The organism is Sphingobacterium arenae, from assembly GCF_014692505.1.
GTDB lineage: Bacteria > Bacteroidota > Bacteroidia > Sphingobacteriales > Sphingobacteriaceae > Sphingobacterium > Sphingobacterium arenae.
This window is the reverse complement of record NZ_JACNYK010000008.1, coordinates 1-15,950: the sequence shown is the minus strand read 5'-3', so window position 1 is coordinate 15,950 and position 15,950 is coordinate 1. Positions and strand designations below refer to the sequence as shown.

Here is a 15,950-nt window from a genome sequence, read left to right as displayed (position 1 = left end):
GATGAATCGATGAAAGGTATTATTTTAGCAGGAGGATCAGGAACACGTCTGCATCCGTTGACAATTGCAGTATCGAAGCAGTTGCTTCCGGTGTACGACAAGCCAATGATTTATTATCCCTTGTCCGTTTTAATGTTGGCAGGTATTCGCGAGATATTGATTATTTCGACTCCGCACGACCTGCCGAATTTTCAAAAATTATTAGGAGACGGTTTGCAGTTTGGAATACAGCTGAGCTATGCCGAGCAGCCTAGTCCAGATGGCTTAGCGCAGGCATTTCTGATTGGAGAAGAGTTTATTGGTAGCGATGATGTGTGCTTAGTGCTTGGTGATAATATTTTTTATGGAGCAGGCTTCCAGAAATTGCTTGCCGAATCTGTCAAGGATGTAGAGGAAGAGACTAAAGCAGTCGTTTTCGGTTATTACGTAGATGATCCCGAGCGCTATGGCGTAGCAGAATTTGACAAAGAAGGCAATGTGCTTAGTATTGAAGAGAAACCGAGCGAACCCAAATCAAATCATGCCGTCGTTGGATTGTACTTTTATCCGAATTCAGTTGTAGAAGCTGCAAAGAATGTTAAACCTTCAGCTCGTGGTGAATTGGAAATTACGTCGATTAATCAACATTATTTAGTGAAAGGGCAATTGAAACTGCAAACAATGAGCCGCGGCTTTGCTTGGCTAGATACAGGTACGCATGAATCGCTTACGGAGGCTACGGAATTTGTCAAAGCTTTGGAAAAGAGAACAGGTCTTAAAATAGGTTGCCTTGAGGAAATCGCTTCTCGATATGGTTGGATCGATAAAAGAATTTTAGAAGAACAGGTTAAAAGTATGAAGGGAGACTACTACGATTATATTAAGAAAAAAGTCTTATAGAAGTGGATAGTACGCAATTAACACCTTTGGATTGGGATAGTGAATTTTTTGGTTATCGTGTCGCAAAATTAGAAGCAAAAGAGCCAATCGATTTTTCCAGTTCGTTTGATCCATTTTTTCGATTAGTTTATGTATTCAGTCAACGGCCTATTAATGAACTTGAATCTAAACTGATGGACAAAAAAGCCTGTTTTCATATGGAAACTATTAATGTTAATAAAAATATAATCAATCAATGTCTATTAATAGAACCTTTTGATGAACGTAACCATTCTTACAACAGATTAAAGAATCTTACATTGGAAAGTGGTGTTTTTTCACGCTTTTTTGTTGATAAGAATTTCGCTAATGATGAGTATTCGAAGTTGTATACAAAATGGATTGAAAACTCTGTGAATAAAACTTCTGCGATTGAAGTTTTTGTGGCATTGGAGGATAATGAACTTTTAGGTTTTATTACGTTGACAAAGAAAACACAGGATTTAGCAGATATTGGGTTGTTGGCTGTAAGTCCTGGAGCAAGAGGAAGAAAAGTAGCTTCTTCGTTAATTGAACATGTGAAAGATTATGCCGTAAATATTGGCTTTAGACAAATGCAGGTAGTAACGCAACTTGATAATTCACCCGCTGTAAAATTATATGAATCCGTTGGATTTGAATTAAAAGAATTAACATACATTTACCATATTTGGAACTATGATACCATTTAATAAGCCCTATTTGACAGGCAAAGAAGCCCACTATATGTATGACGCAGTTTATACGGGAAAGTTGTCAGGCAATGGCAAGTTCACCAAGAAATGTCAACATTTTTTTGAATCCAATTACGGGTTTAGAAAGTGCCTTTTAACAACGTCTTGTACAGATGCCTTGGAAATGGCAGCGATTCTTGCTGATATTCAACCAGGCGATGAGGTCATTATGCCTTCCTATACTTTTGTTTCTACTTCGAACGCCTTTGTTTTAAGGGGGGCACATATACGTTTTGCTGATAGTCGAAAAGATCATCCAGGAATTGATGAAGATAGTATTGAAAGCCTTATTACTCAGAAAACAAAAGCTATAGTTCCGGTACATTATGCGGGAGTCGGATGTGATATGGAAAAGATAATGTCTATTGCTAATAAACATAATTTACTGGTAATAGAAGATGCGGCTCAGGCGATTGATAGTTATTTTACTTTTAGCGATGGTACAAAAAAAGCTTTAGGTTCTATTGGCCATTTAGCTGCCTTTTCTTTTCATGAAACCAAAAATATTATTTCTGGAGAAGGAGGATTGTTAGCGATTAATGACGATCGATTCTCAAAAAGAGCGGAGATTATTTGGGAGAAAGGAACGAATAGATCTGCGTTTTTTAGGGGAGAGGTAGATAAATATGGATGGGTTGATATAGGATCATCATTTCTTCCTTCTGAAACTATTGCTGCATTCTTATGGGCACAATTAGAAAACTTGGAGAATATTCAAGAAAAAAGGATAGCAATTTGGGATCAATATTATAGTGGTTTAAAGGAGTGGGCAGAGAACCGAAATGTGCGATTGCCATTTGTCCCACATTTCGCGACTAATAATGCACATATGTTTTATCTCGTTTGTGAGTCAGTCGAACAAAGAACTGAGATTATTGAAAGACTAAAGTCAAAAAGTGTTTCAGCAGTGTTTCATTATTTGAGTTTACATAAAAGTCCTTTTTACCAATCAAAACATGACGGACGAGAATTGTCTATGTCGGATTTTTATTCAGAATGTTTAGTGAGACTTCCTATGTATTATGAATTAACCGAAGATAATATTGACCTGATCATCGGTAATATAACTAGATAATGTCTTTCAATAAAAAAGCTGTTTCAGGGGTAAAATGGACAACGGCATCGTCGTTGTATGTGTCAATAACACAGGTATTACAGATAATAATTCTCTCAAAAATATTGAGTCCAAAAGATTTTGGATTAATGGCTATCTTAGTTTTTTTAATAAATTTTTCTAACATATTTATTGATTTAGGGCTAGCAAATGCGGTGATTTACAAAAAGGAAGTTTCTAGAATTCAGCTATCAACGCTTTTTTATACCAATATTCTAGTTGGTGTATTCATATTTTTGATAATGTATTTTTCAAGCGCGTTGATTTCTTCTTTTTATGACGAACATGCATTAGAATATTTAGTGAAATTCATTTCTGTAGTTTTTCTCATAATACCGTTGGGACAGCAGTATCAGGCACTGTTACGAAAGAATCTAGATTTTAAAAGTCTTGCGCTAAGAGATATTATAAGTAGAACAGCCAGTTTTGTTGTTGTTATTGCATTAGCGTATCAAGGCAAAGGTATTATGTCTTTAGTTTGGGGGACTATAGTATATAATCTTTTAAGTACAGTCCTTCTGATTAATGCAGGGAAAAAACTTTTTGCTCCTTCTTTTCTATTTGCATTTTCTTCTATTAGCGAATTGCTTAGATTTGGATTTTTTCAGATGGGAGAAAAGATTGTAAACTATCTTAATAAAGAAGTCGACACTCTGATTATTGGGAAACTCGTTGGGCTAGAGGCTTTGGGGTTATACAATATAGCGAAAGATTTTATAAGTAAACCGTATCAAATAATAAATCCAATCTTAACTAAAGTTAGTTTTCCCCTGATGGCGAAAGTCCAAGATAACTTAATTGCAGTAAAAGATATTTACATGAGATTAATAAAATATCTTTCGGTGATTAACTCCATTGTCTTTATGTTTTGTTTAGCGTTTGCACAGGATGTAATCCTGCTGTTTTTTGGAGAGAAGTGGATAAATGCAACCCCAATTTTACAAATTCTGTCGGTTTATATGCTTATACGTTCTATTAGTAATCCTGTTGGATCGCTACAACTGGCGTTAGGAAAACCGGATTTAGGATTTTATTGGAACTTAGCGCTATTATTTATTGTGCCAGTATTTGTATATGTAGGTAGTTTTTGGGGAATAATAGGAGTTTCAATCGCTCTCCTAGCCTGCCAAATAGCTCTATATTATCCATCTTGGAAGTATATGGTCAACAATTTGATTACCGTTTCTTTCGTGGAATTTAATAAAATCCAAGTATCGAGTTGGATTTCTGCGGGTGTTGCATGCCTAGCAGCTCATTTAGGAATGAGTCTGTTTGAGATTAGCAATGTAATTATTCGGTTTTTTTCTGCGGGAGTATTTTCTGTAATACTTTTTTTAATATTGCTGCAGGTAACAGACAGGAAGATAATAAAAGAGTTGAAAATTTTTTTGGTTAAGAAATGAAAAACTTACATTTAATAAATAACGAAAAAATCACCAAAGATATGATTAAGCTCTTCGATGAAGCTGCGAATGACGGTGATATAAATATATATGTGATATTTGATCGCAAGATAAACTATGGTAATGATTACAGTGTGTATCCGCACGTTTTATTTACTGAAGACTTGGGAGACCTTTTTCATCAATATGTTTATGACAATGTAATAATACATTCTTTAGATATCAAGAAGGTATCCTTTTTTGAAACCCATATAAAATATAAAACAAATATTATTTGGCTTTTATGGGGTGGGGAGATTTATAATAGGCCGGAATATGGATATAATAAGTTGTATGGGCGTGAAACTCTGCGACTTTTGTTAGCGTCTGCTCCTTTAAAAGAAATCTCTAAATTTGTTTTAAATAGATTTCGAGCAAATATTGGGAGAATGGGAAAAATAAAGTCGTTTGCAAAAAAGGTAAACGTAATCGGAACAACGTTGCATGAAGATTATTTAACTGCCAAGAAGATATTTAAAATCGATCCTGAATTTAAGGAATTTAACTTCTATACCCTTAATAGTGTCGGCCATGAAGTAGAGCCTAATATAATGTCGATTAAACCCATGCAGATTATTTTGGGAAACTCTGGTGATCCCAGTAACAATCACTGCGAAATAATGAGTTTGATTAGTAATTCGACCGAGGAGCTGTCGGTTATATCTCCATTGTCGTACGGACAATTTTCATATATTAGCAAGATTATTAAAAAGGGGAAATCAATACTTAATCACCGTTTTAAACCTCTTACTTCCTTTATGGATTATCGTGATTATGTTGAATTATTACATTCTGTGCAAGTCGGCGTATTTGGTTTTAGACGACAGCAAGGTTTGGGAAATGTCGTGTATCTAATTTATCTAGGAAAAACAGTCTACTTAGATCCGATAAATCCTATGTATAATTTTTTTATAGAAAACGGAATAGCTGTGAGAAGCCTAGACTCTTTAAAAAAAAGGAAATCAATCTTTTTAATAAATGAAGAGGAAGCAAAACAGAATAGAATTGAAGTTTTTAATTTATTTGCTCGGGAGCGATGTATATTACTAACAAGTAAACTGTTCATATGAGAACCAAACAGTTAAATTTTTCAATTAGAATCTTTGTTTTTTTAATTGTATTATCTTTTCTCTTCCCAGCTATCCAACTTTTTGGATTTGGGATGAAACCAGATTTGCTTTTTCTCTATCCGTTGTTTATAACTATTTGTATAGTTGATGTTGAGGTCAAAAGTATTAAGATGATGAAAGAAGTTTTTGTAATCGCTTTATTTATTTTTCTGAGTATGCTTTTGTCAAATACATTGGGAGAGTATCATTTTTTTTCAACGTTCTCTATCAAATTTCCTACTGAATTTCTTCAAATATTGAATCGTGTTTTAATTTTCTACTGCTTTTTTGTTATAGGCTATAATAATATTATTAAGGAACGGGATTTTAAATTGTTAACCTCTATTATATTTATAATATCATTAACTTTCGGGTTACTTCAGGCTTTGGCTTTTCAACCTGTTATTCAAATCTCGTCTATATTTGCGCTGTCAGATAACCAAGTAAAAGGTTTTGAAAGTCTGAACTCTAGAATCTACGGAACTTCGGGGAATATTTTAACCTGGGCGGGACTATGTGGTTTTTTCTTTTTGTACTACTTTTTCTTGTTGAAAGACTATAAATGGTTAAGAATACTGGGGATGGCATTGTCTTTGATTAACATTTTATATTCCATGAGTAGAGGGGCTATAATTGCTTTATTCGTCACCATGGTTTTTAGTTTCATGTTAAGAAGTTTATATGAAAAAAGAATTTCAAAATTCGTATTACGAATGATACAAGTATTGATAGTAGGTTATTTGTCCGCTACAATTCTTTATAATATATTTCCCGAACGTATTGACGTGTTTCTCACACGAATGACAAATTTGGATTCGGAAGTCAGTGAAGTCGGAAGAGCGGCACAGCTTGCGTCCGTTAAACAATTTTTTGATCGAGATATGTGGAATTATCTTTTTGGAGTCGGAAAGGCAAAATTAGATAGTATTGGATTAATGGAGGTTGAGTTCCTGTTTATATTGTTTGCTTACGGAGTCTTGGGCATAGCTTTAACCTACTTAATGATATTCAAAGTAATGTCAAAATCAAAGTTATTGATGTCTTACAACAGGGATGTTTCGTTTTTCGTTATTTGTTCTTTTGTATTCTATTTAATCTTTTCCTTTGGCTATTTTTTTGTTAAGGAAATTTATTCTGGGCTCATATTTTGGTATGTCATAGCATTTTATTTCGGATGTACTCACAAGAAAATTATAAAAAATGAACAAGTTCAACCACATTAGTTTAATATTGTTGATAGTACTAAGTGCATTTATGGCACAATGTCAACCAAAAATAGATTATAACACCTTATTTAGAAGTTCTATTACTTCTCCTCAATCGGATTATTATTACGGCAAGATGTATAGGAATGCAGAATCAGGAAATGCAATGCGTTTTTTAGAAATGGGCTATTTTGTGAATGCGATCAACGAATATTATTATCGAACTAGTGATAAACAATACTTTGTTCATAATGCGGAATTAATAGAAAAGCTTAAAAGTAGTTCCGAAAGATTAGATGTAGGTAACAAGTGGATTGTTAATTTTAGTAGAAAATCTGACACCAACTATGAGATGCTGAATAAAGAGTTCATTCTCTACGAAGGGTATTTGTTCAGATATTTGGCACAATACATTTATATTACCGACCAGATTGGTCAACTAAATTCCGAAAATTTTCTTTTTGTTAAAGAAAATTTTGATAAATGGGCAAACCGGAACGAAGCCAAATATGGGGATATGGGGGAGATGTACGGCCTGAGATTACATATGGGATCCCACTGGGCCACCGTTGCCTTGTATCTATATATGATAAGTAAAGAATCCAAATATAAAGATTTCTATGATAGTTTTAATAGTGAATTAAAAAGAGCACTAAAGGTTAATACCGTTAAAGGTAATGCTTGTTATATTTGGGATAGTACGTATCCGATAAGATTTAACGCCCTACTCAAACAAAAAAACAGGAAGTATTCTGTAGTAAAACAAGATGTGAGCCATGGCAACCATATCGTTCAGTTTATATTGGATTCATATAGATGTAAGCAAGGAGGGTGGACTCGAGAAGATATTGATAGGTTGTGTAATACTTTAAAGTTTATCATTTGGGTAAATCCTAAAGTTCCGACTGATAATGTGGATGGTTCTGTTAATAATGCGAAATTGTTACATAAAACAGGATGGAAACAGACAGATGGTTGGATGAAGTTAATTCAATATGACGGTAGCTTGAAAACCATTTATGACAATTATTATCGTCACAATAAATCTCAGATCAACAAATTTAATCCGTTTCCACAGTTTTATGTTAATATGTTTTAATTATGAGTTTTCTACATATTATTAAGTCTGCCTCTTATAATACAGATGGTCGATTACTGAAATGGCTAAAATCGTTATCAGAGAACAAAATACCCACTGAAGTATTTATTTTAGAGGATAATAACATCAAAGGAGTGTTTAAAGATAATGATATCAATATTATAAGCATTTCTCTTCGATTTAGGAGATGCTTTAAGAAAGGAAAAGGATATGTTTTTAAAGTCCCAGAATTGACAATTAAGACTTTATCATACATTTTTAGGAGAAAACCGGACGTTATTTTATTTCATGATTTACAACACTATCTTAGTATTCTTACAGTTTTATTATTTATTAAGCCGTTTACTAAGACTAAGGTATTGTGGGATTTGCATGAACTACCTCATAACGGGTTAACGAGCAACTTCATTACTAAGAAAATTCTAAGATTCATGCTGTCTCATTGCGATTTTTTAATATACACGAATAAAGAAAGACGAGCCTATATTTTAGAGAAAATCAACCACCGCGAGAAGGACTATTATATTTTAAATAACTATCCAAGCAGAGATTATGTAAATGTAAAGAAAGCGGATTTACCTGATGGATCTATAAATACCCTGGGTGATACACCATATATATTGTGGCTTGGAGCTGCCGCTGAAGGTAGAAATTTCAATACTTTTCTGACGACCTATAAAAACTATAAAGGAAAATATAAACTTGTTATATTAGGGAAAGTGGATGATAAATTTAAGGAAGAGATTGACGGTTTAAAAAGGGAAGGTCATGTGTTTACTGATTTCGTTCCACAAATAGATATGATTAAATATATTGATAATGCATATTTTTCGGTCGTACTTTACAGAGATACTTCGCCGAATAATAGGTTTTGCGAACCGAACAGGTTATATCAATTGTTGACTAGAAATATTCCAATTATTTGTGGGAATAACCCTACTATGAAAAGTATTATTGAAGAAAACGGCGGTGGGATCGTTCTGCCAGATGATGGCAGTTCGTTAGAGACTATGGAGATGGCAATGATGGAGATGGTGGATAATTATAATGTGTATAAAGAAAGCGAATATACTTATAAAAATACGAAACTTATGACATGGGACTCGCAGTTTGATGGTGTATATAAAAAATTGTTAGAACTCTAGTTGTTATATCACTTATAGATGACGGACACTCCTACTGAATCTCAATGATTTTTTTAGTAGAATAAGATAATGATTTAATTACAATTATGAAAGTTTTATATTACCACCAATATTTTACTACTCCTTCAAACGGGGGAGGAACTCGTTCGTATGAATTTGCTCAAGCTTTAATCGCAAAGGGGCATCAAGTCACCGTGGTGTGTGGGGGTGCGGATGATAAGTTCAATTTACCCATTATTTCAAAATATCTTAGTAGAGGAGACGTAGATGGCATCGATGTAATTCAAATTAGGGTAAATACGCAGAATACTGATTCTATTTCAAAACGTGCCGTTGATTTTCTAAAGTATGGGATATTAGGTGTCCGATTAGCGTTAAAAGAACGGTGTGATTTGTTATTTGCAACATCGACTCCCTTGACTGCGGCTATACCGGGAATATTTACGAAATTGTTTCGTAAAAAGAACAAATTTGTGTTTGAAGTTCGTGATTTGTGGCCTGAGTTACCCAAGGCTTTAGGTATGAAAAACGGCTTTTTGTTGGGAGGGATGAGCATCTTGGAAAAATATGGCTATAAAAGTGCAGATGCTTGTATAGGCCTTTCTCCAGGAATATGCAAGGGAATAAAGGAAAAAAGCTCAAAAGACAAGTTGGTTAAGATGATTCCCAATGGCTGTGATTTAGAGCTCTTCAAGAGAGACGAAGAAATTAGACGCTCATTTTCAGTTTCTGGAATCAATCCAAGTGACGTCGTAACTGTTTTTACCGGTGCCCACGGAGTTGCGAATGGAATTGACGCTTTGTTGGATACAGCGGTTGTGCTAAAGAAAAGAAATGTCAGAGACATCAAGTTTTTATTTGTTGGTAATGGAAAGGAAAAGCAACGACTAATAGAGCGTGCTAGGGAGCAACAGCTCAACAATTGTATATTCTTGGATAGAATGTCGAAATATGAATTAAACATCATCATGAATAGAGCCGATATCGGCCTAATGGTACTTCAGAACGTGCCTGCGTTCTACTACGGGACTTCCCCTAACAAGTTTTTCGACTATCTTTCCGCCGGGCTGCCTGTTGTCAACAATTACCCGGGTTGGCTTGCCGATATAATAGGGCAGAACAAATGTGGTATGGTGGTTAAACCGGGAAATGCGGAAGAGTTTGCGGATGCGCTTATGTATTTGGGAAATAATCCTGAGGTACGTCTAAAAATGGGGGAGAATGCGAGGCAATTGGCAGAAAGCGAATTTTCACGGAATGATTTAGCAAACGAGTTCGTCACCTTCTTAGAAGGGGTTAATATAAAATCATAGAGTAAAATCCCTGTAAATAAAAAAAGTTATGTCTTACCATGAATGTCAGGAGTTGAAAAAGGAGTGCATGTGTGACACATATAGAGAAAGTTGTGCTATCAAATCTCTAGTTGTTGACGGTATTTTATATTGAAAATTGATGAATACAATAATTAAAAATGAGAAATAAAGTATTAGTCTTTCCATCGGGTGCAGAGAATGCACTAGAAATTAACGAAGCAATCAAGCATTCGGTTCATGTTGAAGTAATTCCAGGTTCTGGAAGAAATGATTATAGCGAATTGCTTTATGAGAATGATGTAAAGAAGTTACCGTTTTTGAACAAACCTACTTTTATTGAGGAGTTAAATCACTTGATTTTAAAAGAAGGCATAAAACTGATATTTCCTACAGATGACACAGCTGCTTTAGTGTTGAGCGAAAAGGCCTCTGAAATTAATGCGATCATAGTTTCTGCAGATTACTATACAAATGATATCTGTAGATATAAACTAAAAACGTATGATTTATTTAAAAATGAGGATTTCTGTCCAGAGGTTTATGAAGACGTATTACTTGTGGATAAGTATCCGATTTTTTCAAAGCCAAATGTGGGGCAGGGTGCTCAAGGTGTTAAGGTTATTGAAAATATAGAAGAACATCAGAAGCTATTTGATAGAGAAGACACCATTTTTGTCGAATTATTACCGGGGAAAGAATATACTGTAGACTGTTTTACGAACAAAGATGGGAAGTTATTGTTTTCAGGAGCTAGAGAAAGGGCGGAAATTAAAATGGGAATATCCTTTAAATCTTTTGAATACGACTTGACTGAAGAAATAAAGTTAATTGCAGAAAAAATTAATGCTAAGCTTAACTTCAGAGGTTTGTGGTTTTTCCAACTTAAAGAAGATAGAGAGGGTAAACTGAAGTTGTTAGAAATTTCTACTAGAACTGCTGGTACGATGGGGTACTTTCGTCATAAAGGGGTTAATCTTCCTTTGTTCAGTATTTTTGACGCATTAGGTATGGATGTCGAGATCACAAAGCAGGAATTTGATGTAACACTTTTTCGAACGACAGTAAACAAATATAAATACGGATTTACCTATTCGCATGTATATCTTGATTATGATGATACGGTGATAGTTAATGGAAAGGTAAACAGGGACGTAATTAGTTTTGTCTATCAATGCCAAAATAACGATATCAAAGTGCATCTGATATCTAAACACGGGCATCACATACACCACGACTTAAGAAAGTTTTGTATCGACCCCGCATTGTTTGAGGAAATAATTTGTTTACCGCTCGATGCAAAGAAATCCGACTTTATTATAGAGCTGGACTCAATTTTTATCGATAACTGGTATAAAGAAAGAAAAGAAGTCGCAGAGAGGCATGGTATTCCCTGTTTTGATGTCGATTTTGTTGAAAGCTTAATAGTGAATTAATATGAAAAATAACCTGCGCCTTGCGATGATGTCCTTTGCGGATATTAATAACTACGGAGATATCCTTTTTTCCCATGTGTTTGATATGGAGTTAAGAAATCGCATTCCCGATGTAGAGATAGATTTTTTCACGCCATCCACAATAGATTTAGAAGGTTATCACTATGAAGGATATAATAGATTAAAGGTTGATGGAAAATATGATGGTATTTTCTTAGCCGGCGGAGAGGTGGTACATTTATTTGATGAACGAACATGGCAACCCATTTATGAAAAGCAACAGAAGCAGGTTGTAAGTAAGTATGCTTCTGATACCGTATGGGATTGGGTAGATTGCCAATCCGCATTTAAGGCTTGGTTATCCGTTGGGGTCAGACCATTTGGAGATAAGTGGGATGAATTAAAGATAAATAATACGATTAGTTCTTTGGACTATATTTCTTGTCGCGGTATTTTGTCGAAAAAAATTCTAGAGGGCTCAAACTTTGAAAGTTTTAATAAAAAAATTGAAATAACGCCGGATTTAGGGTGGATATTTCCTCAATATCTAGATAGTCAAAACCAAAGGGGTAAGCATTACCGAGAATTTATTCCTACTGATACCGAATACCTACTTTTTCAAGTTCACAATATCACAGAGGAAGAGGCGAAAATCGTCGCCAATGATTTGCGGGAAGCAAAACAGAAGTATGGGTACCAAATTGTGATGATGCCGGTAATACACTTATGGAAAGACGAAGTGTACCTAGAACAAATAAATAAAGTTGCTGGAGAAGAGTTCATCGTTCTTCCAAACAATCTATCCGTTGTCCAGATGTTAGATGTTATCGTACATGCCTCTCTTACCGTAACTTCAAGTCTGCATGTTGCGATTACCGCACTGGCGGATGGTGTACCAGCGAGTGTTTTCAATAAATGGCAAGGGAGTAAACTGCAGGATCTATACGGTTTACAATTTAGGACAGACTTTTTGGTAAGCGAGGTTACTGAGTTCGCGAATATTTTTGAAAAACTAGAGTTCGAACGACAGCATTCTAAATCTCTTTCTCTCTATGCACAGTTTATGCGAGAAAAGCTGAAAGAAACTTTTGATGGTATTGTAAATAGAATGACAAACTCAAGGTAATGTACAAAAGGATTTTTAAAAGATGTGTTGATTTTCTAACGGCTTTCATTGCCGTTGTCATCTTCTCTCCGCTGATTTTGATCTTAATCATTTTGTTGAGTATACAGAATAATTTTAAACCCTTTTTCGTCCAAAAGAGGGTAGGGAAAGACAACAAAATCTTCAATGTCATAAAATTTAAAACGATGAATGACAAGAAAGATAAAGATGGGAATCTTCTAAAAGATAAGGACAGGTTGACCACATTGGGGAAACTGGTTCGAAAAACATCTTTGGACGAAATTCCTCAACTATTTAATGTGATAAGAGGAGATATGAGTTTGGTGGGGCCTAGACCTTTGTTGATCGAATATCTAGATTATTACAATGATTATCATATTCGGAGGCACGAGGTTCTCCCGGGTATAACTGGTCTTGCTCAGGTGAATGGTCGTAATTTTTTAAAATTCAGTGAACGTTTTAACTTGGATGTAGAATACGTTGATACACTCAGCTTTCGATTAGATCTTTTAATTATCTTTAAGACCTTTTTGAAGATTTTCAAATCTAGTGAGATTAGTATGGGAAGAAAGATGTCTGAGGTAGACGATATAGGTATTACAAGAGGATTGAGCAAACATTATTTTAACGTGGAAGAGGATGATAAGTAAAGAATTCGGTTCAGATTTTCATTATGTTCATGATGACGTTGCATTGAAATCAGTGCCCCACTTTATGAATATAGGGATCGAATATTTTTTTTCGGGGAGAGTAGCATTATATAATTTGCTTCAGTGTGGCTACGAGAAATATGGCTGGAAAAAGGTAGGCTTTCCAAGTTATTATTGTCACGAGGTGGTTGATTATTGTAAGGGTCTACCGTTAGATATTGTGTACTATGATTACCAGCCGTTTGATCAGGATAAGGCTATAGACTGGGAAGATACAAAAGAAAATGTATTCATAAACGTTGATTTTTTTGGAGTTAGTAAACTTGACTGCTCATTTCTGAAATATTCCGTCGTTATTGAAGATCTCACGCATAATTTGCTGAGTTTTAGTCAATCCAATGCGGATTACTGTTTCGGTTCATTAAGAAAGCAACTGCCAGTGGCAGTTGGTGGATTTGGGTGGAGTAAGCGGGGGGATTTTGAAATTGACACACACGAAAACACTTTTTCGACAAAGGTTGCGCTTCAGAAACTAACAGCGATGTATCTTAAAGGCGAATACTTGGCAAATGGATTTCCGGATAAGAATGTTTTCAGGACGTTATATGTCGATGCAGAAGAACAATTTGCCAATCATTTGACCAACGTTAGCTTACCGAAAGTGGTTAAGGCACAGCTGGATGATTTGAACCCTGAAAAATTGATTTCTAAAACAAGAGATAATATCACCTATGCGAAAAACCTATTGATACCTTCTGCAGGGATAAGTTTGATGGGCAGGAGCCGTTTAACGGAAATGGGTTTAATGTTTTTGTGCGGAAATCAGGAGCTTAGAGATCGCTTCCGTAAGCATTTGATTGAGCATAGTATTTACCCTGCTATCCTATGGCCGGATCAGGTACACGAGAAAGATATGGAATTCCAAAAACGAGTCTTGTTCGTCCATTCCGACTTTAGATACAGCCAAAATGACATTGACCATATAGTAAGTATAATCAATAAATTTATCAAACATGTATAGTTTCGAAATATTGGATGTAGGCAATCCAAGGTGGGAGGAGCTAATAAACGCAAGTTATATTTACGACTTTCACCATACACCGTTTTATCATAGAATAGACAATTCTTATAAATCATTACTTTTTGTAGGGCAGGACAAGACAGATTTTGTGGCGATTCCGTTAGTACTAAGACCAATTGAGGGGACAGAATTGTTTGACTTAACTTCTGTGTATGGGTATTGCGGACCTATATCTAATAGACTGGACTTTTCTTTCTCGGATGGTTTCTTAGCCTTTTTTAAAGACAAATTTGACGCTTACTGTTTAAAAAATAACATAGTAAGTGCTTTTTCAAGATTGCATGCCTTGATAGATCAACACACGGTTTTTGCAGGCTTTGGAGATGTCCAGCTTTTAAACAAGACGATATCGATAGACTTGACGTTAAGTCTTGAAGAACAGAGAAAGCAATATCGAAAATCAAATAAATCTGAGATTAATCAATTGAGGAAAAAAGGGTTTGTCGTTGAGGAGGCTAAAAGTTCAGGTGATATTGAACAATTTGTCGATATTTATTATGAAACTATGCGCCGAGTAGACGCCTCGCCGTATTACTATTTTACAAAAGAATACTTTAATGAATTTTTGGATAATTCTCAGTTTAAGAGTAAACTCCTAGTTGCAAAATATGACGGGCAGATCGTCGCAGGCGCTATCTTTACCATGACAGATAAGATTATGCAATATCACTTAGCGGGCACAACAGAGGATTTTATTAGGTTAACACCAATGAAGCTTGTACTTGATGAAGCTCGACTGTTAGGAAACGAATTAGGCCTAGAATATCTACATTTAGGAGGAGGTGTTGGGGGTAGCGATGAGGACTCCCTATTTAGATTTAAATCGGGGTTTTCTAAAGATTTTAAACAGTTCGCTGTTTGGAAATATATTGTTGACCCAGTTAAATATGGCATGTTGGTCGAACAAAATAATGTCAAGGATAAGGAGAGTTGTTTTTTTCCTCTATATAGATCTTAAGGAAAGTGAGTTGGTAACGATGTAAATATTTATGACCAGTAAAGAGATACGCGAGGTTTTTTTAAGTTTTTTTAGGGACAAATCCCACCATATTGTGCCATCTGCACCGGTTGTTGTCAAAGACGATCCGACTTTGATGTTTACCAATGCAGGGATGAACCAGTTTAAAGAGGTTTTTTTGGGAGAGGTGGCCGCAAAATATTCCCGTGTGACCGATACCCAGCGCTGTCTCCGGGTTTCGGGGAAACACAACGATCTGGAAGAAGTAGGTATCGATACCTATCACCATACGCTTTTTGAGATGTTGGGCAACTGGTCTTTCGGCGATTATTTTAAGAAAGAAGCGATTTCCTGGGCCTGGGAATTGCTGACGGAAGTATACAAGCTGGACAAAGACCGTTTGTATGTGACGATTTTTGAGGGCGATGGTCAGGAAGGGTTGGAGCGGGACACAGAGGCCTATGGCTTATGGAAGAGCCATGTGCCGGAGGACCGGATCTTATTAGGGAACAAAAAAGATAATTTTTGGGAAATGGGCGAGACAGGGCCGTGTGGTCCGTGTTCTGAAATCCATTATGATATGCGGACGGCTGAAGAGCGGTCGGCCGTACGGGGCCAGGATCTTGTCAATGCGGACGATCCCC

General features: G+C 35.5%; 15 protein-coding genes. All 15 read left to right on the top strand.

All coding sequences use genetic code 11. From position 1 onward, the window contains the following. Positions 1 to 9 precede the first annotated feature (9 nt). Entirely contained in the window at positions 10 to 879 is an 870-nt protein-coding gene (gene rfbA / locus H8B17_RS19385; RefSeq protein ID WP_190310894.1) for a glucose-1-phosphate thymidylyltransferase RfbA, read from the top strand. 2 nt (positions 880 to 881) lie between these two features. Next, positions 882 to 1,589, top strand: a complete 708-nt coding sequence (locus tag H8B17_RS19380; RefSeq protein WP_190310893.1) for a GNAT family N-acetyltransferase — start codon at positions 882 to 884, stop codon at positions 1,587 to 1,589. After that, a complete protein-coding gene (gene rffA / locus H8B17_RS19375) occupies positions 1,576 to 2,706 on the top strand; it encodes a dTDP-4-amino-4,6-dideoxygalactose transaminase (protein ID WP_190310892.1) in 1,131 nt (376 codons plus the stop codon). The genes H8B17_RS19380 and rffA overlap by 14 nt, the downstream gene beginning before the upstream one ends. After that, positions 2,706 to 4,148, top strand: a complete 1,443-nt coding sequence (locus H8B17_RS19370) for an MOP flippase family protein (protein WP_190310891.1) — start codon at positions 2,706 to 2,708, stop codon at positions 4,146 to 4,148. Before rffA ends, H8B17_RS19370 begins: the two co-directional genes overlap by 1 nt. Beyond that, the gene (locus H8B17_RS19365) at positions 4,145 to 5,257 is read left to right on the top strand and encodes a TDP-N-acetylfucosamine:lipid II N-acetylfucosaminyltransferase (protein WP_190310890.1); all 1,113 of its coding nucleotides are present in this window, start codon (positions 4,145 to 4,147) and stop codon (positions 5,255 to 5,257) included. Before H8B17_RS19370 ends, H8B17_RS19365 begins: the two co-directional genes overlap by 4 nt. Next, a complete protein-coding gene (locus tag H8B17_RS19360; protein WP_190310889.1) occupies positions 5,254 to 6,519 on the top strand; it encodes an O-antigen ligase family protein in 1,266 nt (421 codons plus the stop codon). Before H8B17_RS19365 ends, H8B17_RS19360 begins: the two co-directional genes overlap by 4 nt. Then, complete coding sequence (locus tag H8B17_RS19355; protein ID WP_190310888.1) at positions 6,497 to 7,600, top strand: hypothetical protein; 1,104 nt, start codon at positions 6,497 to 6,499, stop codon at positions 7,598 to 7,600. The genes H8B17_RS19360 and H8B17_RS19355 overlap by 23 nt, the downstream gene beginning before the upstream one ends. A gap of 2 nt (positions 7,601 to 7,602) precedes the next feature. Further along, complete coding sequence (locus H8B17_RS19350) at positions 7,603 to 8,745, top strand: glycosyltransferase family protein (protein WP_190310887.1); 1,143 nt, start codon at positions 7,603 to 7,605, stop codon at positions 8,743 to 8,745. A gap of 86 nt (positions 8,746 to 8,831) precedes the next feature. Further along, on the top strand, positions 8,832 to 10,058 hold the full coding sequence (locus H8B17_RS19345; protein ID WP_190310886.1) for a glycosyltransferase family 4 protein: 1,227 nt from the start codon (positions 8,832 to 8,834) through the stop codon (positions 10,056 to 10,058). Positions 10,059 to 10,216: 158 nt separating this feature from the next. Next, entirely contained in the window at positions 10,217 to 11,491 is a 1,275-nt protein-coding gene (locus H8B17_RS19340) for an ATP-grasp domain-containing protein (protein ID WP_190310885.1), read from the top strand. 1 nt (position 11,492) lies between these two features. After that, the gene (locus tag H8B17_RS19335) at positions 11,493 to 12,617 is read left to right on the top strand and encodes a polysaccharide pyruvyl transferase family protein (RefSeq protein ID WP_190310884.1); all 1,125 of its coding nucleotides are present in this window, start codon (positions 11,493 to 11,495) and stop codon (positions 12,615 to 12,617) included. Then, positions 12,617 to 13,267, top strand: coding sequence for a sugar transferase (locus H8B17_RS19330; protein ID WP_190310883.1), 651 nt, complete (start codon positions 12,617 to 12,619; stop codon positions 13,265 to 13,267). Before H8B17_RS19335 ends, H8B17_RS19330 begins: the two co-directional genes overlap by 1 nt. Beyond that, positions 13,257 to 14,288 carry a hypothetical protein gene (locus H8B17_RS19325; RefSeq protein WP_190310882.1) on the top strand — a complete coding sequence of 344 codons (1,032 nt, stop codon included), beginning with the start codon at positions 13,257 to 13,259 and terminating at the stop codon, positions 14,286 to 14,288. The genes H8B17_RS19330 and H8B17_RS19325 overlap by 11 nt, the downstream gene beginning before the upstream one ends. Beyond that, positions 14,281 to 15,306: a lipid II:glycine glycyltransferase FemX gene (locus H8B17_RS19320; protein ID WP_190310881.1), complete on the top strand. Its 1,026-nt coding sequence runs from the start codon at positions 14,281 to 14,283 to the stop codon at positions 15,304 to 15,306. Before H8B17_RS19325 ends, H8B17_RS19320 begins: the two co-directional genes overlap by 8 nt. A gap of 31 nt (positions 15,307 to 15,337) precedes the next feature. Then, positions 15,338 to 15,950 (top strand): alanine--tRNA ligase-related protein (locus H8B17_RS19315; protein WP_262891646.1); only part of this gene is annotated, 613 nt, incomplete at its 3' end.